Here is a 26,036-nt window from a genome sequence, read left to right on the forward strand (position 1 = left end):
ACGCTGCGCCGGCTCTTCGCGAACGGGGCGCTCACCTCGTACGTCGTGCCCTCGGAGGAGGGTCCGCACCGCAAGTACTACGGCATGACGACGGAGGGACGGCACATGCTCGAGACCCAGGCCAAGACGTGGGGGGCCTTCACCGGGACGATGGACGGGCTGCTCGACGCGGCGGGGGTGGCCTCATGAGCGTCCCCACCCAGCCCGTGGTCGGCCCCGGGACGGACGACGCGGGGGCGTACGTCCGCGCGGTCCGACTGTGGCTCGACGACCTGCCGTCGGAGGACGCCGACGAGCTGACCCTCGGGATGGAGGCCGACCTCGCGGAGAGGGCGGCCGAGTCGGGGGAGCGGCTGTGGCCGCTGCTCGGCGAGCCCGAGGCGTATGCCGCCGAGCTGCGGTCTGCCGCGGGCCTGCCGCCCCGGCGCCCGCCGGACGAGCCGGCCCGGCCCGGTCACCTCGCGCAGTTCCGCGCCGACTGGCAGCGCCTGCGCGACTCGGTCCTCGAGCGCTGGCCGTGGGTCCGGGACCTGCGGGCCGCGTGGTGGCTGGCGCGGGGCTTCACGCTCCTCTGGGTGCTCGGCGCGATGGCCGGGTCGACGCGTCCGGTCGCGGCGGCTCTCGTCGGTGCGGTCCTGTCCTTCCTCGTCGGCCGGTGGAGCGTCGGGCGCACGCAAGGTCCGTGGCCCGGGATGATCCTCGTCGCCAACCTCGCCGCCGCCGTCGCGGTCGTCCCCGTCCTCGTCGTCGCCCTCGGCACGCCGACGGAGTACGTCGAGAGCGAGGCCTGGTCGCCGTCCGGGATGACGCGGGCGGGGGAGGAGGTCTCGAACCTCTTCGTCTACGACGCCCAGGGGCAACGGGTGCAGCGGGCCCGGGTCTTCGACCAGACGGGGCAGGAGATGTACGTCGACCGGTCGTGGTTCGACATGGCGGGCGACGAGGTGCCGGTGCGTCCCGACGGCTCGCTCCCGTTCGCGACGGACGTGTTCCCGCTCGAGATCGGTGAGGCCGACCCCTGGGGTCCGACCAGCGGCGAGTGGACGCCGCCGTTGACGCTGGCGCCACTGCCGGTCCGACCGCCAGACGACGCCTCGCCCGGGGCCTCGGCGACGCCGTCGGCACCGCCGACCACGGAGAGGACGCCGACGCCGACCGTGACACCGTCGGACTGAGAGGTACGGGGGCGAGCAGCCCTACAGTGGTGCCCGCCCCCGTAGCCCAACCGGCAGAGGCAGGCGACTTAAAATCGCTCCAGGTGCGGGTTCGACTCCCGTCGGGGGCGCGCCAGCGCACCCGGGGGAGTCGGGAAGGCCCGAACGACGTGAGGCCGACGGTTCCCGTCGCCGGCGCGCCGGCGCCCCGGGCGGGAGACACACGGGAACGTCCCTGAAACCCCGGTTCCGAACCGGGGGCTTGCGGACATTTCGGGGTCACCCCGAAATGTCCGCTGCGTCGCGGTCCACAGGGGCTCTCAGCGGGAACTCAGGAGCGGGCCCGAGCGTCTACGCTGTGAGAGCGGCGGTGACCGTCACCGCCTCGACCATCACGGAGGATCGATGGCCAGCAACCCGGCCTTCAACCGGCTGAGCAAGGACGCCCAACAGGGCTACGCGGGCTTCCGCACCGGAGGCCCCCAGGGTGGGTCGGGCGCCACCCACGGCACGACGGACCAGCTGAGCGCCCAGCAGCTGCAGGACATGTACAGCGCCCCGTCCGCGGTGCGCCCGGGCACCGACCGGGCCGTGACCATGGACGACGTCGTCATGAAGACGCTGACCCTCTTCGCCATCGTCCTGGTCATGGGTGCGGTCGGCTGGGGTGTCGCGGCCGCCAACGACGGCCTCGGTCTCCTCCTGTGGATGGGCGGCATGGTCGCCACCCTCGTCCTCGGGCTCGTCATCGCCTTCAAGAAGACCCTCAGCGTGCCGCTCATCGTCGGCTACGCCGTCGTCGAGGGCCTGTTCATCGGCGCGGTCAGCCAGTTCTTCGCCGCGTACTTCGACCCGCCGAACACCCCGGCCTTCCAGGGCATCGTCGCCCAGGCCGTCCTCGCGACGGTCGCGACCTTCGCCGGCATGTTCATCGCGTACAAGACGGGCCTGATCAAGGTCACGGCCAAGTTCCGCCGCATCGTCACGATGATGGTCTTCGGTTACGCGATCTTCGCCGTCGTGAACTTCGGCTACGCCGTCTGGACCAACACCGCCTTCGGCATCGGCGGCACGGGCATGCTCGGCGTCGGCATCTCGCTCTTCGCCGTCGGCCTCGCGGCCGTGACGCTGGCCCTGGACTTCGACGCGATCGACTACGCCATCCGGACCGGCGCCCCGCAGAAGTACTCCTGGCTCCTGGCCCACGGGCTCATCGTCACGCTCGTCTGGTTGTACATCGAGTTCCTGCGGCTCTTCGCGCGACTGCGCGAGTGACCGACCCCACCACCGGCGACGCCGGGGCGGCCACGGCCGTCCCGGCGTCGCCGTCTGCGCCGGGAGGCCCGGGAGCGGACGTCGTCGACGCCGCCGCCCGCACCGAGCTCGACCGCATCCGGCGGCGCTGGTCCGAGCTGCCGCTGGCAAAGGCGCAGGCCGCCGCCGCCGACGTCCGCCGGGTCGTCGACGAGGTCGCCGCCCGTACCGTCCCGCCGGCGACGACGACCGTGCCCGACCTCGGGCCGGCCGTGCTCGCCGACCAGCTCGCCGTCGTCGTCTGGGACGCCTACGCCGCGGGCCGCGCCGACGGCGTCGCGGAGCTGCTCACCGGCCTGCGCCGCTCCCTGCCCTGAGCCCTCCGGGGGACCGGGGTCAGGAGGCCGTCGTGGCGGTGGGGTCCGCGGGACCCTGCGAGCCCTCGGACGGCGGACCCGCCGCAAGGCCGGAAGGACCCGGGGACGCGACCCGGGACGGACGGCGCCGCAGGAGCACCGCCCACCGACCGCGGGGGCCGCGGGACTCGCCGCCGACCTCGGTGGGGGACACCTCGGTGCCGGCCTCGCGGACCGCCTGACCGGCGGCGACGGCGACGGGTCCGACGCCCTCGCCGCGGCGGGGCTCGGGTGCGCGGTCGACCGTGTCGGTGCCCCACACCCCGAGGGCGGCACACACCGACGGCAGCAGCGCCGCCGCCGCCCGCGCGTAGCCGACCGCGGAGGGGTGGAAGCGGTCCTTGCTGAACATCTCGAGCGGCGCCGCCGCGAACTCGGGGCCGAGGAGGTCACCGAGGGACACCGTGCGCCCGCCGGCCTCGACGACCGCGACGGTCTGGGCCGCCGCGAGGTCGCGCGACCAGCGCTGCATGAGCGCGCGCAGCGGCTGCCGGATGGGCTGGATGGTCCCGAGGTCCGGGCACGTCCCGACGACGACCTCGGCGCCGAGCGCGCGGGCCCGGCGCACCGTGAGCTCGAGGTGGCGCACGGAGGAGGACCGGTCGATGCGGTGGGTGACGTCGTTGGCGCCGATCATCACGAGGACGACGTCGGGCCGCAGCACGTCCTCGAGGGCGTTGGCCAGCTGCCGCTCGAGGTCCGAGCTCTCGGCCCCGACGACGGCCCGGTTCGTCACGTGGACCGGACGGCCGGTCAGGGCGCTGACGCCGGAAGCGACGATGGCGCCGACGGTCTCGCGCGCGTGGTCGGCGCCCATCCCCGCGGCCGAGGAGTCGCCGAGGACGACGAGCTCGTAGGGCTCGCCACGTCCGGCGCCGTACGTGCCGTTGTCGTCGGGCGAGTCGTCGAAGGGGGTCCCGATGACCCGCCGGGCGAGTGCGGCCTCGGCCTTGATGACGCCGTACCCCACGGCCCCGAGCGCGGCGACCCCCGCGGCGAGACCCCCACCGCCGTACGCGGCGGTGGCGGCGATCCGGCGTGCCCGACGTGCTCGTCCCATGACCCCTGCCACGCCTCCTCGCTGCGCTCGCTGCGGGCGCCGACCCGGGTGCCCCGACGGCGCTCACCTCCACGGTAACGCGGGCCGCCGACGCCCGGACCGGAAGGTCCGTCACCCCCGCTACGGTGGCCGGATGGACCTCTCACCGGGCCGTTCGGCGGAGCGCACCCACGCGGTCGGGGCCGAGGACACCGCGGCCGCGCTGGGCTCCGGGAGCCTCCCGGTGCTCGGCACGCCGCGCCTCCTCGCCTGGGTGGAGGGCGCCACCGTCGCCGCCCTCGACGGGGCGCTGGACGCCGGTGCCACGAGCGTCGGGACCCACGTCGACCTGCGCCACCTGGCGCCCAGCGCGCTCGGCGACGTCGTCACGGTGCTCGCCACGCTGACCGGGGTCGAGGACGGCCGGCTCACCTTCGACGTCGAGGCGACCTCGCCGGACGGCGACGTCCTGGCCCGGGGCACCGTGACCCGCGCCGTCGTCGACGAGGTGCGGTTCACCGCCCGCCTCGCGCGCCCCTGACCGGCCCTCCCGCACCGACCGCTGCCGCGCCCGCGGCCTCGGCGGGTCAGGACGGCAGGACCGCCTGCAGGGTGTACGTCAGCGGCATCCGCTCGGGGCGCTCGCGCAGCGACCACTCGCCGTCGGCGTCGCGCACCATCTGCCCGGGCACGCCCTCGTAGGGCACCGAGCGGTGCTCCTCGAGCATGGTGACGCGCAGGCCGTGCCGCAGCAGCGCGCCGACGACCTCGCCGAGGCCGTGGTTCCACTCCAGGGTGCGGGTGTGGACGATCTCGACGTCGGTCTCGACGTAGGTGCCGGGCTCGTCCCAGACCTGCGGCTCCGCGGTCTCGAAGTAGGGGAACTCCAGGGCGACCACGTCGGTGCGCTCCTGGTCGACCGCCCACATCACGGGATGGCCCTCGCGCATGAAGAACCGGCCGCCCGGAGCCAGCAGGGACGCGACGACGCCGGCCCAGCGGTCGATGTCCGGCAGCCAGTTCAGGGCCCCGATGCCGGTGTAGACGAGGTCGAACGTCGCGCCCTCGAGGGCCGCCGGCGCCGAGTAGACGTCGGAGAGGACGAACCGGGCGTCGGCCCCGGTGGCCTCGGCCAGCGCGCGCGCGTGCGTGAGCGACACCGGAGACAGGTCGACCCCGGTCATCGACGCGCCGAGCCGGCACAGCGAGACCGTGTCGGTGCCGAGGTGGCACTGGAGATGGACCCCGCGCAGCCCACGGACGTCGCCGAGGCGCGGCTCGTCGAAGCGGACCGTGGCGCTGCGGAAGTCGGGCTCGGCGACGAACCGCCCGAGCGCGTAGTCGGCGCTCGCGGCGTGCGCGGCCGCCCGGTCGTCCCAGTTCGCGCGGTTGGCCTCGAGGTACTCCTCCGGGTCGCCCATGGGGCCCATCGAAGCCGAACGGGCCGGCGACCGCCAGCGGGTTCCGCGGCGGCGGACCGGCCCGGCGCGCCGTGACAGGATGACGGACGTGAAGTACGCCGAGCACATCGCAGACCTCGTCGGGAACACCCCCCTCGTCAGGCTCCAGTCCGTGACCGAGGGCATCGGGGCCACCGTCCTGGCCAAGGTCGAGTACCTGAACCCCGGCGGGTCGGTCAAGGACCGCATCGCACTGAAGATGGTCGAGGCCGCGGAGGAGTCCGGCGAGCTGCAGCCCGGCGGCGTCATCGTCGAGCCGACCTCGGGCAACACCGGCGTCGGGCTCGCGCTGGTCGCCCAGCGCAAGGGCTACACCTGCGTCTTCGTGTGCCCGGACAAGGTCTCCGAGGACAAGCGCAACGTCCTGCGGGCGTACGGCGCGCAGGTCGTCGTGTGCCCGACCGCGGTCGAGCCGGACCACCCGGACTCCTACTACTCGGTCTCGGACCGGCTCGTGCGCGAGACCCCGAAGGCCTGGAAGCCGGACCAGTACTCCAACCCCAACGGGCCGCTGTCGCACTACGAGACCACCGGCCCGGAGATCTGGCGCGACACCGACGGGCGGATCACCCACTTCGTCACCGGCGCCGGCACCGGCGGCACCATCAGCGGCGCGGGCCGCTACCTGCGGGAGGTGAGCGCCGACCGCGACGGCGGCCGGGTGCGGGTCGTGGCCGCCGACCCCGAGGGGTCGGTCTACAGCGGCGGCAGCGGCCGGCCGTACCTCGTCGAGGGCGTCGGTGAGGACTTCTGGCCCTCGGCCTACGACCCCGACCAGGTCGACGACGTCGTGGCCGTCAGCGACGCCGACTCCTTCGAGATGACCCGGCGCCTGGCCCGGGAGGAGGGGCTGCTCGTCGGGGGCTCGTGCGGCATGGCCGTCGTCGCCGCGCTCGAGGTCGCGCGCGGCCTGCCCGACGACGCCGTCGTCGTGGTCCTCCTGCCGGACTCCGGGCGCGGCTACCTCTCGAAGATCTTCAACGACGACTGGATGGCGTCCTACGGCTTCATGAAGGCGGCGGGCGAGCGCTCGGTCGGCGACGTCCTGCGGGCCAAGGCCGGCGACCTGCCGGCCCTCGTCCACACCCACCCCAGCGAGACGCTGCGCGACGCCATCGAGATCCTGCGCGAGTACGGGGTCTCGCAGATGCCGGTCGTCAAGGCCGAGCCGCCGGTGGTGTCCGGCGAGGTCGCGGGCTCGGTGTCCGAGCGGGAGCTGCTGGAGGCGCTGTTCACCGGCGCCGCGCACCTCGCCGACAGCGTCGAGAAGCACATGGGCCCCGGGCTGCCCCTCGTCGGGGCGGGCGAGCCGGTCTCGACCGCCCGCCACGAGCTGGAGTCCTCGGACGCGGTGCTCGTCGTCGAGGACGGCAAGCCCGTCGGGGTGCTGACCCGCGCCGACCTGCTCTCCTTCCTCGCCGTCTGAGCCCGCCGCACGGCCCGGGTGGCCCGCAGGGCCCCGGGGCGGCGCCGACGGAACCGTGACGGGTCCCGCGACGTCCCACCCCCACGTCCCCGACGAGAGGTCCACCGTGCGACGTGCCGTGACGTCCGTCCTCACCGGCGCCGCCCTGCTGGCGCTCCCCGCCTGCGGCTCCGGCGACCCCACCGCCCCGACCGACACCGTGACGGCGTCCCCGGCGGGGCCCGCGACGCCGGCCCCGTCCGGCCGGCTCCCCGCCCCCTCGACGACGACGCCGTCGCCACCGCCGTCCGGCACCGCCGCGCCGCCGACGGCCGCCCCCGACCCGTTGATCGACCGGCCCGACGTCCTCGCCGCGCTGCAGCGTCGCGGCGGCATGTGCCCCGACAACCCGTGCGGCAGCTCGCTCGTCGTCACCGCCGACGGGACCTGGACGCGCACCGGCGTCGCCAAGGCCCAGGACGGCTCCGGCGAGCTCACCGACGTTCAGCTCGAGGCGCTCCGACGGGCTGTCGGCGACACCCGGCTGGGCGAGGCGTCCGCGTTCGACGGCACCTGCCCCACCGCCTACGACGGCCAGGAGGTCGTCGTGTCCTGGCGGGTCGACGGGCGGCTGCGGACCGCCGCGAGCTGCACGGTGGAGTTCCCCGCCACCGACCCGCTGCTGCGCGTGCTCGCCACCACCCTCGAGGACCTGCCCCGCGACTGACGGCTCCGGTCGCCCCCGGTCCGCCATGACGCCGCCGGGCGGGTGACACTGGGAGGGTGGAACGGCCACGCTACGAGTCCCCCGTCGAGCGCGCGATCCGCGAGGCCCAGGAGCGCGGCGAGTTCGACAACCTGCCCGGCGCGGGGAAGCCGCTGGACCTCGGCGACACGAGCGACCCGATGTGGTGGGTGCGCAGGCTGGCCGAGCGCGAACAGCTGGACTTCACCGGTGCGCTGCCCCCCGCGGTCGCCCTGCGCAAGGAGGCTGCGACCTTCCCCGAGTCCCTCACCGCGTTGCGCACCGAGGAGTCCGTGCGGGCGGTCCTCGAGGACTACAACCTGCGGGTCCGTCGCGACCGCCTGCGCCCGCCGGACCCCCGCATGCCGCAGCTGCTCGCCCCGACCGTGGACGTCGAGAACCTCCTCGCCCGCTGGCGCGAGCTGCGCGCCGCGGCCGGGCCTCCCCTCGCCGAGCCGTCGGCCCCGGAGCCGCGCCGCCGACGACGGTGGTTCCGGCGGCGCTGACGGGGCCACCGCAGCGGGGGCGCCGACGACCGCACCGGACGTAGGGGGACCCCGGTCGGCCCGGCCGACCGGACGCGCGACGTCAGGCGGGCGGCGCGACGTCCGTCTGGGCGGGCAGGTTCGCCACGCCGACCGGGCAGGTCAGCCCGTTGGGGCCGTGGTTGCAGTAGCCGTACGGGTTCTTGTGCAGGTACTGCTGGTGGTAGTCCTCGGCGTAGTAGAACGGCCCGGCCGTGTCGGCGGACGCGATCGTCGTCGAGATCTCACCGCGCCCGGCCTGGGTCAGCACCCGCTGGAAGGCGGCCCTCGTCGTCTCGGCGGCATCGGCCTGGCCGGGGGTGGTCGTGAAGACCGCCGACCGGTAGGCCGTGCCGACGTCGTTGCCCTGCCGGTTCGCGGTCGTCGGGTCGTGGTTCTCCCAGAACGCCTTGAGGAGCAGTTCGGGGTTGGTCCGGGCGGGGTCGTAGGCGACGAGGACGGTCTCGGCGTGGCCGGTCCGGCCGGTGCACGTCTCCTCGTAGGTCGGGTTCGGGGTGTAGCCGCCCATGTAGCCGGCGGCGGTCGTGACCACCCCGGGCAGCGACCAGAAGATGCGCTCGACGCCCCAGAAGCAGCCCATCGCCACGTACAGGACCTCGGTGCCGTCCGGCCAGGGCCCCTCGAGCGGGGTGCCGAGCACCTCGTGGGTCACCGGCACCGGGAAGATCCGGTGCTCGCGGCCCGCGAGGGCCTCGTCCTTGGTCGGGAGGGTGGACTTGGCGCGCGATCCGAAGAGCATGCCGGGTCCAACGCGTGTGGGCGCGGCGATCATCCCGCCGTCCGCCGGCCCTGCAGCCGGTGCCGGACCGCACGCGGCGGGCGTCTCGGCCGAACGGACGGTCCGGGTCGGACGCTCGGACGGACGCGTCGCGCCGGGTCGGAAAAGGTCAAGAGATGGTCAAGCGCGCGTATATCGTTCCCCTCGGATTTTCCGCCGTCGCCGCACCCGGACCGGGCGACGGCGGCCTCGAGACCAGGAGCAGGGGACCCATGACCACCATCGACCGCCGCCGTGTCGTCGCGGCCACGGCCTGGACCGTCCCGCTCGTCGTCGTCGGGTCGCCGGCCGCCTGGGCCGCGTGCTCCGGCCCGGTGACGACGTACACGCCGGCCCTGTCCATCTCGAGCTCGACGACGACCAAGGACGTCAACGGGCACACCATCGGGCACTTCTACTTCGCCATCAGGAACGACGGCACGACGACGCTGCCGGCGGGCACGACGTACACGGTGACGATCACGGCCGAGAAGTCCCCGGGCACGACGGCCAAGGACGTCCTCGTCACCCCGCAGACCTCCCCCGGCATCACCCCGACCGGGACGACGCGCTTCAACCCCTCGGGCACCGGCGGCGCCGTGGCGTCGAAGACGTACTCCGTCGTGCTGCCGGCCGCCCTCCCGCCGGGCGCCACGTTCACCGCCGACTGGTTCGTCGACAGCGAGACCGGCGTGGGTGCAACGAGGCTGCGGCTGGACGCGCGGCTCGTCTCCTACTCGACGACCTCGTGCGGCCAGACGACGGCCGGCACGGCGACCTCCGTGACGTCGTACTGGGGCGCCAAGTAGCGGATCGTGACGGGCGGCGGCCCGGCGGGTCGCCGTCACGCCGGCCGCCCGCCGCAGCGGAGGCCGGGTGGCCCGGCCGGTCGGGCCGACCACCTACCCTCGGGGCATGACGACTCCCTCCTACGGCTTCTCCACCCGCGCCATCCACGCCGGCCAGGAGCCGGACCCCACGACCGGGGCCGTCGTGCCGCCGATCCACCAGGTGAGCACGTACAAGCAGGACGGCGTCGGGGGGCTGCGCGGCGGTTACGAGTACTCCCGGTCGGCCAACCCGACGCGGACCGCGCTCGAGGAGTGCGTCGCCGCGCTGGAGGCCGGGGAGCGGGGGTACGCCTTCGCCAGCGGCCTGGCCGGCGAGGACACCGTGCTCCGGGCGCTGCTCGCGCCCGGAGCCCACGTCGTCGTCCCGTCCGACGCCTACGGCGGTACCTACCGGCTGTTCGCGAAGGTGCTGGAGCCGTGGCAGGCCAGGCACGACGTCGCCGCCGTCGCGGACGTCGACTCGGTGCGCGCCGCCATCCGCCCCGAGACCCGGGTGGTGTGGGTCGAGACGCCGACCAACCCCCTGCTCGGCATCGCCGACATCGAGGCCATCGCGGAGGTCACCCACGCCGCCGACGCGCTGCTCGTCGTCGACAACACCTTCGCCTCGCCGTACCTGCAGAGCCCCATCGCGCTCGGGGCCGACGTCGTCGTGCACTCGACGACGAAGTACGCCGGCGGGCACAGCGACGTCGTGGGCGGCGCCGTCGTCGTCGCGCCCGGAGCCACGACGCGCGAGGGTGAGTCCGTCGCCGAGCGGATCGGCTTCCACCAGAACGCGATGGGCGGGGTCGCCGGGCCCTTCGACTCCTGGCTCGTGCTGCGCGGCCTCAAGACGCTCGCCGTGCGGATGGAGCGCCACTGCGACAACGCCGAGACCGTCGTCGACCTGCTCACCGCGCACCCCGGGGTGACGTCCGTGCTCTACCCGGGGCTGCCGGAGCACGTGAACCACGACGTCGCCGCCCGGCAGATGCGCCGCTTCGGCGGCATGGTCTCCTTCCGGGTCCGCGGCGGCGAGGACGTCGCGGCCAAGGTGTGCGGCGCGACCGAGATCTGGACCCTCGGGGAGTCGCTCGGCGGGGTGGAGTCGCTCATCGAGCACCCGGCCCGGATGACCCACGCATCGGTGGCCGGAACCCAGCTGGAGGTGCCGGGCGACCTCGTCCGGCTCTCGGTTGGCATCGAGGACGTCACCGACCTCGTCGCCGACCTGCGCCAGGCCCTCGACCGGCTCACCTGACGACGTCGGCGCGGGCGGCGCCGGGGCACAGAGGGCGCACAGCGCGGGCACATCGGCGGCATCGGGCCGCTGCCTACCGTCGACGGTGAACGCCATCGACCACGGGAGGACCCCATGACCCGCCGCAGCCCTCGCCTGCAGACCGACCGCCCCACCTACGAGGGGCGTGTGCTGCCCCGACCCGACGAGGAGGTCGTCGACCAGGGGCTTGCCTTCGACCTCGGCACCCTGCTGGACCGGCGCCGTGCGCTCCAGGTGCTCGGCATCGGCGCGGCCGGCGGTGTGCTCGCCGCGTGCGGCACCTCCTCCGGCGGCGGCGCCACCGCCACGGCGTCCGCCTCGGCCACCGCGTCCGCGACGGCCACGGCCGGCGCGGCGGACGCCGCGGACACCACGCTCACCGAGATCCCCGACGAGACGGCCGGGCCCTACCCTGGGGACGGCTCCAACGGCGCCGACGTGCTCGAGCAGAGCGGCGTCGTCCGGTCCGACATCACCGCGAGCTTCGGCGACGCCTCGGCCACGGCGCCCGGCATCCCCATGACCCTGACGCTCACCCTCCTCGACATCGCCGGCGGCGGCGCGCCGATGACCGGCGCGGCCGTGTACGTCTGGCACTGCGACGCGCTCGGCCAGTACTCGATGTACAGCCAGGCCATCGTCGGGGAGAACTACCTGCGCGGGGTGCAGGTCACGGACGACACCGGCGCCGTGACCTTCACGAGCGTCTTCCCCGGCTGCTACTCCGGCCGGTGGCCGCACGTGCACTTCGAGGTCTACCCCTCGGTCGACGACATCACCGACGCGTCCAACGCCATCTGCACCTCGCAGGTCGCGCTGCCGAAGGATGCGTCCGACGCCGTCTACGCCCTGGACGACTACCCCGGCTCGGCGCAGAACCTGTCGTCGATGTCGCTGACGGGGGACAACGTCTTCGGCGACGACGGCGGCGTCCACCAGCTGGCGACGGTCACCGGCGACACCTCGGGCTACACCGTCGCCCTTTCCGTGCCCATCGACACCGCCACCGCCCCGACGGCCGGCGGCGCCCCCGGCGGCGGGCAGCCGCCCGCACCGCCGTCGAGCTGACCCGGCGCCGGCCGCACCCGCCCGCGGACTAGGGTTCGGCGGGTGGGTGCGGTCCTCATCGTCGACGTGGGGTCGACCTTCACCAAGGGGCTCCTGATCGGCGAGGACGGCACGCTGCTCGGCCGGGCGTCGCACCCGACGACGGTCGGCACCGACGTCATGGACGGCGTCGACGCGGTGCGGGCCGCCCTGTGCGGGACCGACACCGCCGGCGACGTCCTCGTGTGCTCCAGCGCCGGCGGCGGGCTCCGGCTCGCCGTCGTCGGCTACGAGCGCGAGGTCACCGCCGAGGCCGGCCACCGCGTCGGGCTGTCGGCCGGCGCCCGGGTGGTGCACGTCGCCTCGGGGGCGATGAGCACCGCCGACGTCGCGGCCCTGCGGGCCGCCCGTCCGGACGTCGTCCTGCTCGTCGGCGGGACCGACGGCGGGAACGCCGACGTCCTGCGGCACAACGCCGGCCGGCTGGCGCGGACGCGCGTGACCGCCCCCGTCGTCGTCGCCGGGAACGCCGACGCGGCCCCCGACGTCACCGCCGTCCTGGGGTCGACGGGGCGGCGGCACGTCGTCACCGCCAACGTCCTGCCCCGCATCGGCGAGGTCGTCCCGGACGGTGCCCGGTCGGCGATCCGGGAGGTGTTCCTCGAGCACGTCATCGGCGGCAAGGGCCTCTCCCGCGGCCGCGGGTTCGCCCGCCTGGTGCGGGCCGCGACCCCGGACGCGGTCCTGCGCGGGGTCGAGGTCCTCGCCGAGGTCGCCGGCCGCGACGTGCTCGTCGTCGACGTCGGGGGAGCGACGACGGACGTCTACTCCGTGCTCACCCCGCAGGGCGAGGACGCGAGCCTGCGGCGCGAGGTCGTCGGCACCCTGTGGCACGCGCGCACGGTCGAGGCCGACCTCGGGATGCGCTGGAACGCCCTCGGCGTGCTCGAGGCCGCCGCCCGCGAGGGCATCCCCCTCGACGGCACGGCGACCCGGTGGGCGGGCGCCGTGGCCGCCGACCCCGGCCGGGTCGCGGCGACGGCGGCCGAGTGGGCGGCCGAGGAGGCGCTGGCCACCGCGGCCGTGACCGTCGCGGTCCGGCGGCACGGACGCCCGGCCGCCGCCGGCGAGCGGCCCCGACCGCTGGCCGACGTGGGCCTGGTCGTCGGCTCCGGCGGGGTGCTGCGGCACGCCGACCCGGCGACGGCCGACCGGGTGGGCGGCGCCGTCCTCGCCGACCACGGCGGCGGCTGGCGCGTGCCGGACCGGGCCCGGACGGTGCTCGACGGCGACCACGTGCTCATGGCCGTCGGGCTGCTCGCCGAGGTCCGCCCGGCCGCCGCCCGGCGCCTCGCGGCCACCCTGCTCCCCTGGTCCTGACGGGCCCGGACCACTAGCCTTCCCGGGCATGGACGCCGGCCGCGTGGTGCACCCCCGCGGCAGCGCGCTGCGGACCGCCCTGCACGTCGCCGGGCTGGCGCTCGCCCTGGTCCTCGTCATCCTCGTCGCCATCGCCTCCTGGCCGGTGCCGCTGGAGGACCTGCACGCGGCCGACGCGCGGCCGGCGTCGTCGTACGAGGAGGCCCAGGAGCGGTTCGAGGAGTGGGCGCAGGACGAGACCGCCCTCGGGGTCTTCGAGCCCTGCCGCAGCGCGCTGTACGACACCGGGGCCCGGACCGAGGTGGCCGTCGTCCTCTTCCACGGCCTCACCAACTGCCCACGCCAGTTCCGCGAGATGGCCGAGACGCTGCGGGACGAGGGGATGAACGTCGTCGTGCTCCGCGCGCCGGAGCACGGGCGCGCGACCCCGGACGGGCAGCGGATCGGCGACGTGTCCTTCGCGGGCGCGTTCACGGCCGAGGAGATGCGCGACTGGTCGGACGCCTCGGTGGACATCGCCGCCGGGCTGGGGGAGGAGGTCCGGGTGCTGGGGCTGTCGATGGGTGGGGCGACGGCGGCCTGGACCGCGCAGCACCGTGAGGTCGGGCGGGCCGTGCTCGTCGCCCCGGCCCTCACGCTCCACCGGATGCCGGGGATCGTCGACTGGTGGTTCCCGAACCTGTTCTCCCGGCTGCCGCACTTCGTCGTCCACACCGACCCGACCCTCGACCACTCCTACGCGGGGGAGTCCCCGGCGGGGGCGGCGGAGATGTTCCGCCTGGGCCGCGAGGTCATCGAGGACTCGCAGGTGGAGGCGCCGCGCACCACCGAGGTCGTCGTCGTCACCAACGACGCCGACACCCAGGTCGACAACGGCGAGACCGCACGGCTCGCGCAGCGCTGGCAGGAGCGCGGTGCCACGGTCCGGACCGAGACCTTCCCGGCCGACCTGGACCTGCCGCACGACGTCGTCGACGTCGGACAGCGCACCGGGCAGGTCGACGTCACCTACCCCGTGCTGCTGGACGCGCTGCGCTGACCGGGGGCGGTGCGCCCCCACCGCCCGCACGACGACGGGCCCGGACCTCCGGGGGGAGGACCGGGCCCGTCGTCACGTGCCGGGGGGACTCAGCCGGTGTAGGGCGTGGCGCCGAGGATCTTGACCTCGATCTCCTTGCCGTTCGGCGCCTCGTAGCTCACGGTGTCGCCGACCTTGTGACCGTTGACGGCCTCGCCGATCGGGGACTTCTCGGAGAACACCTGCATCGAGGAGTCGGTGATCTCGCGCGAGCCGAGGAGGAACTCCTCCTGATCGCCGAACATCTCGACGGTGACGACCATCCCCGACTCCACGACGCCGTTGTCCTTCGGCGTCTCGCCGATGATGGCGTTCTCGAGCAGCTGGGTGAGCTGGCGGATGCGGGCCTCCATCTTGCCCTGCTCCTCCTTGGCCGCGTGGTAGCCGCCGTTCTCGCGGAGGTCCCCCTCTTCGCGGGCGGCCTCGATGCGCTTGGCGATCTCGGTGCGACCCGGGCCCGACAGCTCCTCGAGCTCGGACTTCAGACGGTCGTAGGCCCCCTGGGTGAGGTAGCTCTGGTTCGTCGTGGTCTCGGTCATCGGTGGTCGACTCCTGCTGGTGCGTGGGGCGCCGGACCCTCGCGGGTGGCGCCGAGGGTCATACGGCAACGGGCCCGGCCGACCGCCTCTTCTCGGCGCTCTCGTCGGCACGGACCCGAACGTGAAGCCAGCAGTCTAGCAACGGCCGTCCCGGGAAGCACACCCGTTCGCGGGGGGTGGGGCCCGTCCCGCCGTCGCCGGCGACCGTCGCGGGCGGTCCTCAGCCCGTGGTGGCGTCGCGGACGCAGGACTCGACGACGCCGGTCACGGCCCGGGCGCTCGTGCGGACCTCGACGACGCGGTGCACCACCGACGCCCCGGCCGGCACGTCGTCGGTGACGGTGCCGACGCGCCCCTTGCCGCCGTCGAGGGCGCTGACCCGGCAGGTGACCCCGACCCCCTCGGGCCGCACGAGGTCGTACTCGAGGGTCATGCGGGAGTCCGAGCCCACCTGGTACCCGGTGACGGTGGGGCGGACCTGCCCGGCGGTGCTCGTCCAGCCGTACCAGGCGACGGCGGCGACGGCCAGCACGACGGCGAGCACGCCGAGGAGCGTCCGGCGGCCGGCGGGGTCGCGGGGGTCGGGCAGGGGCACGGGTGCTCCTCGGTCGGCGGTCGGCGCCGGGTGACAGAATGGCGCCGGTCCATTCTCGGGGACGCCCCGAGCCCACCGCAGCGAAGGGTCCGCGATGTCCGAACGGCTCCGGCTCATGTGCGTCCACGCGCACCCGGACGACGAGTCGAGCAAGGGCGCGGCGACGATGGCGAAGTACGTCGACGCCGGCCACGAGGTCCTCGTCGTGTCGTGCACCGGCGGCGAGCGGGGCAGCATCCTCAACCCCCGCCTCCAGGACGACGTCCACATCCTGCGCGACCTCGCCGAGGTCCGCCGGCTGGAGATGGCCAGGGCCCAGGAGATCCTCGGCGTGCAGCACTCGTGGCTGGGGTTCGTCGACTCCGGCCTGCCCGAGGGCGACCCCCTGCCCCCGCTGCCCGACGGGTGCTTCGCGCTCGCGCCGCTCGAGGTCACCACCGAGGCGCTCGTCCGCGAGATCCGCCGCTTCCGGCCGCACGTGATGACGACGTACGACGAGAACGGCGGCTACCCCCACCCCGACCACGTGATGTGCCACGACGTGTCGGTGGCCGCGTTCGCCGCGGCGGGCGACCCCGCCCGCTTCCCGGACGCCGGACCGGCCTGGCAGCCGCTGAAGCTCTACTACAACCAGACGTTCAACCGGGCGCGCATCGAGGCCTTCCACACCGCCCTCACCGAGCTGGGCCAGGAGAGCCCGTACGGCGAGTGGCTCGAGAAGTGGGAGCGCCAGGACCGGGTCGTCACGACCCGCGTCGAGTGCGGTGACTGGTTCGACCGCCGCGACGCCGCGCTGCTCGCGCACGCCACGCAGGTCGACCCGGACGGCAACTTCTTCAAGGTCGGCCGCGACATCCAGCAGCGGGTCTGGTCGGTCGAGGAGTACGAGGCCGCCGCCTCCTACGTCCCGATCGCCGAGGGCGAGGACGACCTCTTCGCGGGGATCCCGGCGGAGGTGTCCGAGGCGGACGCCCTCGCGACCTCGGACGGGCTGCGGCTCACCCACGACACCCGGACGGAGCGCGCGGCGTGAACGGCGCCGCCGACGCGGGGACCACCTCGGCCCTGCCCGGCTTCCTCGCCTTCGTCGCCTTCGCGCTGCTCGCGCTCGCCCTGTGGTTCCTCATGCGGAACATGAACGACCGGATGCGGCGGATGTCCTACCGGCAGCAGGCCGCCCGCCGCGGCCGGGACGAGCCGCAGGCCGGGCCGGAGGACGCGGTGGCCGACGAGCCCGCCGAGCCCGAGGCGTCCGGTCAGCCCCGGGACGAGGGCGACGCCTTCCGCGGCGACGAGCCGCCCGGTCCGCGCGGCTGAGCCCCAGGCGTCCCGGAGGTCACCCGGACCGGGAAAGGACGCCGGTCAGGCCGCGGTGGCCGTCAGCGCGAGCGACGCGGCGACGACGTGGGCGGTGAAGGCCAGCACCGTGAGGGCGTGGAAGACCTCGTGGAAGCCGAACCAGCGCGGGGAGATGTCCGGCCGCTTGGTGCCGTAGACGAGGGCGCCGAGGCTGTAGAGGACACCCCCGACGACGACCCAGGTCATGACGGTGCCGCCGACGTGCTCGAGCAGCGGGCCGAAGTAGAAGACCGCGACCCAGCCGAGCAGGACGTAGACCGGCGTGTAGAGCCAGCGGGGGGCGCCGGTCCAGAACACCCGGAACAGCACGCCGAGCAGCGCTCCGCTCCACACGATGACGAGGAGCGTGCGGGCCTGGCCGGACGGCAGCATGAGCGCGAACGGCGTGTAGCTGCCGGCGATGATGAGGAAGATGTTCGAGTGGTCGAGGCGCTTGAGCACCGTCGCCACGCGGGGCGACCACGTGCCGCGGTGGTAGACGGCCGAGGTGCCGAAGAGCAGGACCGCGGTGGTGCCGAACACCGCGGCCGACACCTTGCCGGTGGTCGTCGTCGCGAGGACGACGAGGACGACGGAGGCGGCGAGCGCCAGCGGGGTCATCCCGGCGTGGAGCCAGCCCCGCAGATGGGGCTTGACCTGCTGGATCGCGGCGCCGACGAGGGTCTCGGCCGGCTCGGGGGGGCCGGCGGCGGGCGGGGGGTGCTGGTCCGGGGCCTCCATCGAGCCAGCGTAACCTACGCGAGCGTAGGTTACGAGCCCCCGGCGCTTCTCCACAGGACCCGCACATCCGCTCCCGGGGTGGACCGGGGTGCCGGGAGTAGCGTGGAGCCGCGGCGTCCGGCCCCGGACGTGGCCACGACGAGCGAGCGGGAGGGCCCGGGCCGATGCGGCGTGTCACGGACGTCCTCTACGCGGCGTACGCCAAGCGCCTGACCCGCCAGCTCGGGTCCAGCCCGGTGCCCCGGCACGTCGGGGTGCTCGTCGACGGCAACCGCCGCTGGGCCAAGCGTCGCGGCGCCGGGACCGAGGAGGGGCACCGGGCGGGCGCGGACAACATCGGCAACGTGCTGGCCTGGTGTGACGAGGTGGGGGTCGAGGTCGTCACCCTGTGGCTGCTCTCGACCGACAACCTGACCCGCCCCGAGGCCGAGCTGCGCCCGCTGCTCGGCATCATCGAGGACGTCGTCGACTCCTTCGCCGCCACGGGCAGCTGGCGCATCCACCCCGTGGGCTCCCTGGACCTGCTGCCGGCCGGGACCGCGGCCCGGCTCAAGGGCGCGGCCGAGCGGACCGCCGACGTCGAGGGCATGCTCGTCAACATCGCCGTCGGGTACGGGGGCCGGCGGGAGATCGCCGACGCGGTGCGCAGCCTGCTGCAGGAGCACGCGACCCGCGGCACGAGCATCGAGGAGCTCGCCGAGGTCATCGACGTCGAGCACATCGCCGAGCACCTCTACACCAAGGGTCAGCCCGACCCCGACCTCGTCATCCGCACCTCGGGGGAGCAGCGCCTCTCCGGGTTCCTCCTCTGGCAGAGCGCGCACAGCGAGTTCTACTTCTGCGAGGCGTACTGGCCGGACTTCCGCAAGGTCGACTTCCTCCGGGCCCTGCGCGCCTACGGCGAGCGCCACCGCCGCTTCGGGGCCTGACGCCGGTCGGTCCCCGGGTCGAGGGGCGACGGGGAGTGTGTCGAACGGGTGACATTTGCCCCCACGAGCACCTGACGTCACACGAGTCACACGAGTCTCGACACGCCGACGGGCCACTGCGCCGCGTCGGCGTCGGGCGGTCGTAGCGTCGATCCCACGGTTCCTCCTCACCGACCACCCAGGGAGCGCAGATGGCCTCGAGCACGCGACCGGCAGGCAGCACGCCAGCAGCGGGGGAGGAGCCGCGGCGGACCTTCGTCCTCGACACCTCGGTCCTCCTGTCCGACCCGCGGGCCATCAACCGCTTCGCCGAGCACGAGGTCGTCCTGCCCGTCGTCGTCGTCACCGAGCTCGAGGCCAAGCGCCACCACCCCGAGCTGGGCTACTTCGCCCGCCAGGCACTGCGGATGCTCGACGACCTCCGCGTCAGCGCCGGGAGGCTCGACGCCCCCGTCCCCATCGGCGACGCCGGGGGCACGCTGCGGGTCGAGCTCAACCACACCGACCCGACCTCGCTGCCCGCGGGCTTCCGGCTCGGCGACAACGACACGCGCATCCTCGCCGTCGCCCGCAACCTCGCCAACGAGGGCAGCCTCGTCACCGTCGTCTCCAAGGACCTGCCGATGCGGGTCAAGGCGTCGGCCTGCGGCCTCGAGGCCGAGGAGTACCGCGCCGAGCTCGCCGTCGCCTCCGGCTGGACGGGCATGGCCGAGCTCGACGTCAGCGTCGAGGACATGGACCACCTCTACGAGTACGGCCGGCTGGAGAACGTCGAGGCCGCCGAGCTGCCGTGCCACACCGGCTTGAAGCTCATGAGCCCGCGGGGCTCGGGGCTCGGCCGGGTCGGCGCCGACAAGCAGGTGCGCCTCGTCCGCGGCGACCGCGACGCCTTTGGCCTGCACGGCCGCAGCGCCGAGCAGCGGATCGCGCTGGACCTCCTCCTCGACCCCGACGTCGGCATCGTGAGCCTCGGCGGGCGCGCCGGCACCGGCAAGTCGGCGCTCGCCCTGTGCGCCGGGCTCGAGGCCGTCATGGAGCGCCGCCAGCACCGCAAGGTCGTCGTCTTCCGGCCCCTGTACGCCGTCGGCGGCCAGGAGCTCGGGTACCTGCCGGGCTCCGAGGCCGAGAAGATGAACCCGTGGGGCCAGGCCGTGTTCGACACCCTCTCGGCGCTCGTCTCGCGGGAGGTCGTCGACGAGATCCTCGACCGCGGGATGCTCGAGGTGCTGCCGCTCACCCACATCCGCGGGCGCAGCCTGCACGACGCGTTCGTCATCGTCGACGAGGCCCAGAGCCTCGAGCGCAACGTCCTGCTCACCGTGCTCTCGCGCATCGGGCAGAACTCCAAGGTCGTGCTGACCCACGACGTCGCGCAGCGGGACAACCTGCGGGTCGGCCGGCACGACGGCGTCGTCGCCGTCGTCGAGGCGCTCAAGGGTCATCCGCTCTTCGCCCACGTGACCCTGAGCCGGTCCGAGCGCAGCCCGATCGCCGCCCTCGTCACCGACCTGCTGGAGGGCATCGAGATCTGACCGCCGACAGGCGGTTCCGCGCATCGGCTGAGCGTTCGCTCAGGTCCGCATTTCGACCCGCGCGCGGTTCCCCCTACAGTATGGTCTCGATTCCGTAACGACCGGCGCGTCTCTCGCACGCCCCGGCCCACCCCACCCGGAAGGCCCCGCCCCCGTTCCCATGGCTCGCTACACGCCTCGTCACGCCCCGCGCCACGCCGCTCCTCGTCGAGCGCCCGGCCGTGGTGCCCTGGCGTCGGTCGGCAAGCCCGTCGTCTCCACCGGTCTCGTGGCGGCGGCCGTCGTCGGGGCGATGGCGATGAACGGCAACCTCGAGGACACGGCGAACGCCGACACCCCGCTCACCCTCGCGGTCGACGACCACACGACGACGACCTCCACCCAGGAGGTCCGTCTGGCCACCGCCGACGACGTCCGCGTGGCCGCCGACCGGTCGGCGACGAACACGCAGAAGGCCGTCGTCGCCGCGCAGGCCGCCGAGGCCGAGCGGGCCAAGGCCGCCGCCGTGGCCAAGAAGCGGCAGGCCGAGGAGGAGCGTGCGGCCCGGGCGGCCGAGCGCGAGCGGATCATCGGCAACGCCCAGGCCGACCCCAAGGCCGTCGCGCAGATGCTCCTGCCGGAGTACGGGTTCGGCCAGGAGCAGTGGCCGTGCCTGGACCAGCTGTGGATCGGCGAGAGCGACTGGCGCTGGTGGGTGGCGAACTCCTCGTCCGGCGCCTACGGCATCCCGCAGTCCCTCCCGGCCTCGAAGATGGCCTCGACCGGCTCGGACTGGCGCACCAACCCGGTGACCCAGATCCGCTGGGGACTGGACTACATTCGCAGCTCGTACGGCACGCCGTGCAACGCGCTCGACCAGTGGCAGGCCCGCTCGCCGCACTGGTACTGAGCCCGGGCCGCCGCCTCCCGGCGCTCCCGCCCCCGACGCCCCGACCGCCCGGTCCGGGGCGTCGTCCCGTCTCCGGGCTCAGATCTTGCGCAGCCGGATTCGCGTCACCGCGTGGTCCTGGCCCTTGGTGAGGACGAGGGTCGCCCGGTCGCGGGTGGGCTGGATGTTCTCGACGAGGTTGGGCTCGTTGATCGCCGCCCAGATGCCGGCGGCGGTCTCGCGGGCCTGGGCGTCGCTCAGGCCCGCGTACCGGTGGAAGTAGGACTGCGGGTCGGCGAAGGCGGTCTCCCGGAGGCGGAGGAAGCGCTCGACGTACCACTGGCGCACGTCGGTCAGCGGGGCGTCGACGTAGACGGAGAAGTCGAAGTAGTCCGAGACCGCGGCCGCCGAGCCGCCGTCCGCGCGGACCCCGGGCGGCTGGAGGACGGTGAGGCCCTCGACGATGAGCACGTCCGGGCGGTGGATCGCGGTCTGCTCGGGCAGCACGTCGTAGGTGAGGTGGGAGTACTGCGGGGCCTGGACCACCGGCATCCCGGACTTGACGTCCGCGACGAACCGCAGCAGCGCGCGCCGGTCGTAGGACTCGGGGAACCCCTTGCGCTGCAGCAGGCCCCGGCGCTCGAGCTCGGCGTTGGGGTAGAGGAACCCGTCGGTGGTGACGAGCTCGACGCGCGGGGTGTGCGGCCAGCGGGACATGAGCTCGCGCAGGATGCGGGAGGTCGTCGACTTGCCGACGGCCACCGACCCGGCGACGCCGACGACGAAGGGCACGCGCCGGGGCCGGTCGCCGAGGAACTCGCTCGTGGCCAGCCGCAGCCCGTGGACGGCCTCGACGTAGAAGTGCAGCAGCCGCGAGAGCGGGAGGTAGACGTCCTCGACCTCGCGCAGGTCCAGCCGGTCCCCGAGACCCCGCAGGCGGGTGAGGTCGTCCTGGGTGAGGCTCATCGGGTGGTTCTCGCGCAGCCGCGACCACGCGTCGCGGTCGAGCTCGACGTAGGGGGTGGGCAGCGCGCCGTCTCCGCCGAGGAGACGCGCGATCGCCTCCTCGGCCGCGGTCACGCGCCACATCATCGCACCGCGCCCGCCCGGGGCCCGGTGGGGAGGGCGCGACACCCCGCCACCCCGCCGTCGCGCACGGGTCGGGTCCCCCGGCGGCGGAGGGCGTCCGCGGCGTCGCGGGCCGGTGCCGCAGCGCGGCCCCGGCGGGGGCGCCCGCTGGGCCCGGGGCGGCGGCGCGGGGCGTCCGGGAGGGGCCCTGCCCACGGGCTACGCTGGCGCGCATGTGCGGAATCGTCGGCTACGTGAGCCGGACCACGGACGGCACGGCGCTCGACGTCGTCATGGAAGGTCTGGCGCGCCTGGAGTACCGCGGCTACGACTCGGCCGGCGTCGCCCTCGTCACCCCGGACGGCGTCGCCACCGAGAAGCGGGCGGGCAAGCTGGAGAACCTGCGCTCGGCGCTCGCGGCCCACCCGATGGCGCCGGCGGCGACCGGGATCGGCCACACCCGCTGGGCCACCCACGGCGGGCCGACCGACGGCAACGCCCACCCGCACCTCGGCGGGCGCGAGGACCGGCTGGCCCTCATCCACAACGGCATCATCGAGAACTTCCACGCCCTGAAGAAGGAGCTCCTCGCCGACGGCGCCGAGTTCCGCTCCGAGACCGACACCGAGGTCGCCGCGCAGATCGTCGGCCGGGAGTACGACCGCACGGGCGACCTCACCGAGGCGATGCGGGCCGCCGTCGCGCGGCTCGAGGGCGCGTTCACGCTGCTCGCCGTGCACGCCGACCAGCCCGGCGTCGTCGTCGGCGCCCGCCGCAACAGCCCGCTCGTCGTCGGCGTCGGCGACGAGGCGAACTACCTCGGCAGCGACGTCGCGGCGTTCATCGGCCACACCCGGCACGCCGTCGAGCTCGGCCAGGACCAGATCGTCACCATCACCCCCGACGGCTACGAGGTCGTCGGCTTCGACGGCCAGCCCGCGCAGGGCAAGGCCTACGAGGTGACCTGGGACGCCTCGGCCGCCGAGAAGGGCGGCTACGACACCTTCATGGAGAAGGAGATCCACGAGCAGCCGCACGCCGTGGCCGACACGCTGCTCGGGCGGACCAAGGACGACGGGGAGCTCGTGCTCGACGAGCTGCGCATCTCCGAGGAGCGGCTGCGCGACATCGACCGCATCACCGTCGTCGCCTGCGGCACCGCCGCGTACGCCGGCACCGTGGCCAAGTACGCCATCGAGCACTGGACCCGGATCCCGGTCGAGGTGAGCCTGGCCCACGAGTTCCGGTACTGCGACCCCATCGTCGACGAGCGCACCCTCGTGGTGTCGATCAGCCAGTCCGGCGAGACGATGGACACGCTCATGGCCGTCAAGCACGCCACCGAGCTCGGGGCGCTGACCCTCTCGATCTGCAACACCCACGGCTCGACCATCCCGCGCGAGTCCGACGCCGTGCTCTACACCCACGCCGGCCCGGAGATCGCCGTCGCCTCGACGAAGGCCTTCCTGGCCCAGATCACCGCCTGCTACGTCCTCGGCCTCTACCTCGCGCAGCTGCGCGGCGAGACCTACGCCGACGACGCCAAGTCGGTGATGACCGAGCTGCGCGACATGCCGGACAAGGTCGAGGAGCTGCTCGGGCGGATGGACCGCGTCGTCGAGATGGCGCGGTTCATGGCCGACAGCCGGGCCATCCTCTTCCTCGGCCGCAACGTCGGCTTCCCGGTGGCGCTGGAGGGGGCGTTGAAGCTCAAGGAGCTCGCGTACATCCACGCCGAGGGCTTCGCCGCCGGCGAGCTCAAGCACGGGCCCATCGCGCTCATCGAGCCCGGGCAGCCGGTGTTCGTCGTCGTCCCCGGCCCGGACACCCCGCACGAGCTGCACAAGAAGGTCGTGTCGAACATCCAGGAGATCCGGGCCCGCGGCGCGCGCACCATCGTCATCGCCCACGACGGCGACGAGGACGTCGTGCCGTTCGCCAGCGAGGTCATCCGCATCCCGCAGTGCTCGCCGATGCTCGCGCCGCTGCTCGCGGTCGTCCCGCTGCAGGTCTTCGCGCTGCACCTGGCGTCGGCCAAGGGCCTGGACGTCGACCAGCCGCGCAACCTGGCCAAGTCGGTCACCGTCGAGTGAGCCGGGTCCCCCGGTGATCGTCGGCGTCGGGATCGACGTCGTCGACGTCGCCCGCTTCGGCGCGTCCCTCGAGCGCACCCCGGCGCTGGCCGAGCGGCTCTTCACCCCCGCCGAGCGCGCGCTGCCGCTGAACTCCCTGGCCGCCCGCTTCGCCGCCAAGGAGGCGCTGGCCAAGGCACTCGGCGCCCCGGTGGGTCTCGCCTGGCACGACGCCGAGGTGCACCGGGGCGACGGCCGGCGCCCCGAGTTCGTGCTGCGGGGCACGGTGGCCGCGCAGGTGCAGGCGCTCGGCATCACGAGCGTGCACGTGTCGCTCTCGCACGACGCGGGTATCGCCTCCGCGGTCGTCGTCGCCGAACGGGAGGAGCCGCGATGATCGAGGCGTTCGGGACGGACGCGGTCTACGCCGCCGAGAAGGCGCTCATGGCCACGCTCGAGGACGGCGAGCTCATGGCCCGCGCGGTCGAAGGGCTGGCCGGAGTCGCCGCGGCCCGGCTGGAGGAGCGCGACGGGCGGTCGGCGGCCGCCCTCGTCGGCCCCGGCAACAACGGCGCCGACGCCCTCTACGCGCTGGCCCGGCTGGCCGAGGCCGGGTACGCCGCCGTCGCCGTGCACCACGAGACGGTCCACGACGGCGCCCGGGAGGCGGCCGAGGCCGCCGGGGTGCTGCTGACGACCGACGCGCGGATGCTCGGCGAGGCCGACCTCGTCCTCGACGGCGTCCTCGGCATCGGGGCCCGACCGGGGCTGCCGGACTGGGCCGCCGCCTGGGTGGCCGCGGTGCCCGAGGGCGCCTACGTGCTGGCCGTCGACCTGCCGTCCGGGCAGGACCCCGCCGGGGGCACGCTGGACGAGGCGGGGGTCTTCGCCGACGAGACGGTGACGTTCTCCCTCGCGAAGCCCGTCCACCTGCTGCCCGCCACCGAGCCCGCCTGCGGGCTGCTCACCGTCGTCGACATCGGGGTCGCGGCCGAGGGCGAGCCGGTCGTGCGGCGCCTGGACCACGACGACGTCGCCTCCGTCTGGCCGGTGCCGGGACCGAACGACGACAAGTACGGCCGCGGCGTCGTCGGGATCGTCGCGGGGGGTGAGTCGTACACGGGGGCCGCCGTCCTGTGCGTCACCGCGGCCGCCGAGGCCGGCGTCGGGATGATCCGGTACGTCGGCACGCCGACCCCGGACGGGCTGGTCCGGGCGGCCGTGCCCGAGGCCACGCACGGCCCCGGGCGGGTGCAGGCCTGGGTCGTCGGACCGGGGCTGGACACCGCCTCGCGGGCGGCGGGGTCCAAGGCGCAGCTGGACGTGGCGCGCGACGCGCTGGCCGGCGAGGAGCCGGTGGTCCTCGACGCCGGGGGCCTGGATCTGCTGGACGCCGCCGTCATCCGCCGCCGCGCCGGCCGGGTCACGCTGCTCACCCCGCACGCGGGGGAGTGCGCCCGGCTGCTCACGCGGCTCGGGAACGCGCCGGTCGAGCGCGCGGCCGTCGAGGACGCGCCGCTCGAGCACGCCCGCCGGCTGGCCGGGCTCACCGGCGCCACGGTGCTGCTCAAGGGGTCGACGACGCTCGTCGTCCCGCCCGAGGACGGCGCCCCGGTGTGGTCGCAGTCCGACGCGCCCGCGTGGCTCGCCACCGCCGGGGCCGGCGACGTGCTCGCCGGGCTGCTCGGGGCGCTCGTGGCCGGCGGGCTGCCCGCCGACGAGGCCGGGGCGCTCGGGGCGCTGGTGCACGGCGTCGCCGCCGACCGGGCCAACCCCGGCGGGCCGGTGCGCGCGCTCGCGGTGGCGCAGGCCGTCCCCGCCACCGTCGCCGCCCTCCTGCGCCGCCACCCCTGACCCTCCCGCGAACGTGTGTGAACACGCCGGAGAAGACCGGCGTGTTCACACACGTTCGGAGGGCAGGACCGGCCGGACGGGCACGCCGGTCGCCCACTGCCGGAC

28 protein-coding genes and 1 tRNA gene are annotated in these 26,036 nt (G+C 74.6%); 22 read left to right on the forward strand and 7 right to left on the reverse strand.

Features of this window, described 5'->3' with window-relative positions; genetic code table 11:
- The 5 genes from EPD83_RS09915 to EPD83_RS09935 all read left to right on the forward strand — a co-directional run.
- The coding region (locus EPD83_RS09915) for a PadR family transcriptional regulator (protein WP_164896749.1) at positions 1-189 on the forward strand (189 nt) is incomplete at its 5' end.
- Positions 186-1,175 carry a hypothetical protein gene (locus tag EPD83_RS09920; RefSeq protein WP_128368281.1) on the forward strand — a complete coding sequence of 330 codons (990 nt, stop codon included), beginning with the start codon at positions 186-188 and terminating at the stop codon, positions 1,173-1,175. The genes EPD83_RS09915 and EPD83_RS09920, both read left to right, overlap by 4 nt.
- Positions 1,176-1,210: 35 nt before the next feature.
- Positions 1,211-1,285 (forward strand) — tRNA-Leu (locus EPD83_RS09925).
- A gap of 274 nt (positions 1,286-1,559) precedes the next feature.
- Positions 1,560-2,429, forward strand: coding sequence for a Bax inhibitor-1/YccA family protein (locus tag EPD83_RS09930; protein ID WP_128368280.1), 870 nt, complete (start codon positions 1,560-1,562; stop codon positions 2,427-2,429).
- Positions 2,426-2,785, forward strand: a complete 360-nt coding sequence (locus EPD83_RS09935; protein ID WP_165566535.1) for a hypothetical protein — start codon at positions 2,426-2,428, stop codon at positions 2,783-2,785. Before EPD83_RS09930 ends, EPD83_RS09935 begins: the two co-directional genes overlap by 4 nt.
- Positions 2,786-2,804: 19 nt before the next feature.
- Here the strand turns inward: EPD83_RS09935 and EPD83_RS09940 are convergent, their stop codons facing one another.
- Positions 2,805-3,884 carry an SGNH/GDSL hydrolase family protein gene (locus tag EPD83_RS09940; protein ID WP_165566536.1) on the reverse strand — a complete coding sequence of 360 codons (1,080 nt, stop codon included), beginning with the start codon at positions 3,882-3,884 and terminating at the stop codon, positions 2,805-2,807.
- A 133-nt stretch (positions 3,885-4,017) separates the two neighbouring features.
- Here EPD83_RS09940 and EPD83_RS09945 point away from each other — a divergent pair, with 133 nt between their 5' ends.
- A complete protein-coding gene (locus EPD83_RS09945) occupies positions 4,018-4,404 on the forward strand; it encodes a thioesterase family protein (protein ID WP_128368466.1) in 387 nt (128 codons plus the stop codon).
- A 46-nt stretch (positions 4,405-4,450) separates the two neighbouring features.
- On the opposite strand, the gene EPD83_RS09950 is transcribed toward EPD83_RS09945, so the two are convergent.
- Positions 4,451-5,284, reverse strand: coding sequence for a class I SAM-dependent methyltransferase (locus EPD83_RS09950; RefSeq protein ID WP_128368217.1), 834 nt, complete (start codon positions 5,282-5,284; stop codon positions 4,451-4,453).
- Positions 5,285-5,372: 88 nt separating this feature from the next.
- Between EPD83_RS09950 and EPD83_RS09955 the strand changes: the two genes are divergently transcribed.
- The 3 genes from EPD83_RS09955 to EPD83_RS09965 all read left to right on the forward strand — a co-directional run bounded on the left by EPD83_RS09955 (position 5,373) and on the right by EPD83_RS09965 (position 7,979).
- On the forward strand, positions 5,373-6,749 hold the full coding sequence (locus EPD83_RS09955; RefSeq protein WP_128368218.1) for a cystathionine beta-synthase: 1,377 nt from the start codon (positions 5,373-5,375) through the stop codon (positions 6,747-6,749).
- Positions 6,750-6,855: 106 nt separating this feature from the next.
- Positions 6,856-7,455, forward strand: coding sequence for a hypothetical protein (locus EPD83_RS09960; RefSeq protein ID WP_165566537.1), 600 nt, complete (start codon positions 6,856-6,858; stop codon positions 7,453-7,455).
- A gap of 56 nt (positions 7,456-7,511) precedes the next feature.
- On the forward strand, positions 7,512-7,979 hold the full coding sequence (locus tag EPD83_RS09965) for a DnaJ family domain-containing protein (protein WP_128367712.1): 468 nt from the start codon (positions 7,512-7,514) through the stop codon (positions 7,977-7,979).
- 82 nt (positions 7,980-8,061) lie between these two features.
- Here the strand turns inward: EPD83_RS09965 and msrA are convergent, their stop codons facing one another.
- Positions 8,062-8,757, reverse strand: coding sequence for a peptide-methionine (S)-S-oxide reductase MsrA (gene msrA, locus EPD83_RS09970; protein WP_128367711.1), 696 nt, complete (start codon positions 8,755-8,757; stop codon positions 8,062-8,064).
- A 251-nt stretch (positions 8,758-9,008) separates the two neighbouring features.
- Between msrA and EPD83_RS09975 the strand changes: the two genes are divergently transcribed.
- The 5 genes from EPD83_RS09975 (at position 9,009) to EPD83_RS09995 (ending at position 14,356) form a co-directional block, all read left to right on the forward strand.
- Positions 9,009-9,584 carry a hypothetical protein gene (locus EPD83_RS09975; protein ID WP_128367710.1) on the forward strand — a complete coding sequence of 192 codons (576 nt, stop codon included), beginning with the start codon at positions 9,009-9,011 and terminating at the stop codon, positions 9,582-9,584.
- Between the two features lie 106 nt (positions 9,585-9,690).
- Positions 9,691-10,869: a cystathionine gamma-synthase gene (locus EPD83_RS09980; RefSeq protein ID WP_165566538.1), complete on the forward strand. Its 1,179-nt coding sequence runs from the start codon at positions 9,691-9,693 to the stop codon at positions 10,867-10,869.
- A 114-nt stretch (positions 10,870-10,983) separates the two neighbouring features.
- Positions 10,984-11,958: an intradiol ring-cleavage dioxygenase gene (locus EPD83_RS09985; RefSeq protein WP_165566539.1), complete on the forward strand. Its 975-nt coding sequence runs from the start codon at positions 10,984-10,986 to the stop codon at positions 11,956-11,958.
- Between the two features lie 42 nt (positions 11,959-12,000).
- Positions 12,001-13,317: a glutamate mutase L gene (locus EPD83_RS09990; RefSeq protein ID WP_128366683.1), complete on the forward strand. Its 1,317-nt coding sequence runs from the start codon at positions 12,001-12,003 to the stop codon at positions 13,315-13,317.
- A gap of 28 nt (positions 13,318-13,345) precedes the next feature.
- The gene (locus tag EPD83_RS09995; protein WP_128366682.1) at positions 13,346-14,356 is read left to right on the forward strand and encodes an alpha/beta hydrolase; all 1,011 of its coding nucleotides are present in this window, start codon (positions 13,346-13,348) and stop codon (positions 14,354-14,356) included.
- A gap of 89 nt (positions 14,357-14,445) precedes the next feature.
- Here EPD83_RS09995 and greA read toward each other — a convergent pair whose 3' ends face one another.
- Positions 14,446-14,934, reverse strand: coding sequence for a transcription elongation factor GreA (greA, locus tag EPD83_RS10000; RefSeq protein WP_128366681.1), 489 nt, complete (start codon positions 14,932-14,934; stop codon positions 14,446-14,448).
- 220 nt (positions 14,935-15,154) lie between these two features.
- Positions 15,155-15,529 carry a DUF4307 domain-containing protein gene (locus tag EPD83_RS10005; protein ID WP_164896374.1) on the reverse strand — a complete coding sequence of 125 codons (375 nt, stop codon included), beginning with the start codon at positions 15,527-15,529 and terminating at the stop codon, positions 15,155-15,157.
- A gap of 94 nt (positions 15,530-15,623) precedes the next feature.
- Here EPD83_RS10005 and mca point away from each other — a divergent pair, with 94 nt between their 5' ends.
- Entirely contained in the window at positions 15,624-16,562 is a 939-nt protein-coding gene (mca, locus tag EPD83_RS10010) for a mycothiol conjugate amidase Mca (RefSeq protein WP_128366679.1), read from the forward strand.
- Entirely contained in the window at positions 16,559-16,846 is a 288-nt protein-coding gene (locus EPD83_RS10015; protein WP_128366678.1) for a hypothetical protein, read from the forward strand. The genes mca and EPD83_RS10015 overlap by 4 nt, the downstream gene beginning before the upstream one ends.
- A gap of 45 nt (positions 16,847-16,891) precedes the next feature.
- On the opposite strand, the gene trhA is transcribed toward EPD83_RS10015, so the two are convergent.
- Positions 16,892-17,608 (reverse strand): PAQR family membrane homeostasis protein TrhA, encoded by a 717-nt coding sequence (gene trhA, locus EPD83_RS10020; RefSeq protein WP_165566540.1) that lies wholly within the window; start codon positions 17,606-17,608, stop codon positions 16,892-16,894.
- 164 nt (positions 17,609-17,772) lie between these two features.
- Between trhA and EPD83_RS10025 the strand changes: the two genes are divergently transcribed.
- The 3 genes from EPD83_RS10025 (at position 17,773) to EPD83_RS10035 (ending at position 20,958) form a co-directional block, all read left to right on the forward strand.
- Positions 17,773-18,537, forward strand: coding sequence for an isoprenyl transferase (locus tag EPD83_RS10025; protein ID WP_165566541.1), 765 nt, complete (start codon positions 17,773-17,775; stop codon positions 18,535-18,537).
- 191 nt (positions 18,538-18,728) lie between these two features.
- Entirely contained in the window at positions 18,729-20,069 is a 1,341-nt protein-coding gene (locus tag EPD83_RS10030; RefSeq protein WP_128366872.1) for a PhoH family protein, read from the forward strand.
- Between the two features lie 160 nt (positions 20,070-20,229).
- Positions 20,230-20,958 (forward strand): aggregation-promoting factor C-terminal-like domain-containing protein, encoded by a 729-nt coding sequence (locus tag EPD83_RS10035; RefSeq protein ID WP_128366871.1) that lies wholly within the window; start codon positions 20,230-20,232, stop codon positions 20,956-20,958.
- 78 nt (positions 20,959-21,036) lie between these two features.
- Here EPD83_RS10035 and coaA read toward each other — a convergent pair whose 3' ends face one another.
- Positions 21,037-22,026, reverse strand: a complete 990-nt coding sequence (coaA, locus tag EPD83_RS10040) for a type I pantothenate kinase (RefSeq protein WP_205859490.1) — start codon at positions 22,024-22,026, stop codon at positions 21,037-21,039.
- A gap of 212 nt (positions 22,027-22,238) precedes the next feature.
- On the opposite strand from coaA, the gene glmS reads away from it, so the two are divergent.
- The 3 genes from glmS to EPD83_RS10055 are packed head-to-tail and all read left to right on the forward strand — an operon-like array spanning position 22,239 to position 25,931.
- Positions 22,239-24,098: a glutamine--fructose-6-phosphate transaminase (isomerizing) gene (gene glmS, locus EPD83_RS10045; protein ID WP_128366869.1), complete on the forward strand. Its 1,860-nt coding sequence runs from the start codon at positions 22,239-22,241 to the stop codon at positions 24,096-24,098.
- Positions 24,099-24,111: 13 nt separating this feature from the next.
- Entirely contained in the window at positions 24,112-24,474 is a 363-nt protein-coding gene (locus EPD83_RS10050; RefSeq protein ID WP_128367668.1) for a holo-ACP synthase, read from the forward strand.
- Positions 24,471-25,931, forward strand: coding sequence for a bifunctional ADP-dependent NAD(P)H-hydrate dehydratase/NAD(P)H-hydrate epimerase (locus EPD83_RS10055; RefSeq protein WP_128367669.1), 1,461 nt, complete (start codon positions 24,471-24,473; stop codon positions 25,929-25,931). The genes EPD83_RS10050 and EPD83_RS10055 overlap by 4 nt, the downstream gene beginning before the upstream one ends.
- Positions 25,932-26,036 lie beyond the last annotated feature (105 nt).

The organism is Phycicoccus flavus (assembly GCF_004025965.2).
Taxonomy (GTDB): domain Bacteria; phylum Actinomycetota; class Actinomycetes; order Actinomycetales; family Dermatophilaceae; genus Phycicoccus; species Phycicoccus flavus.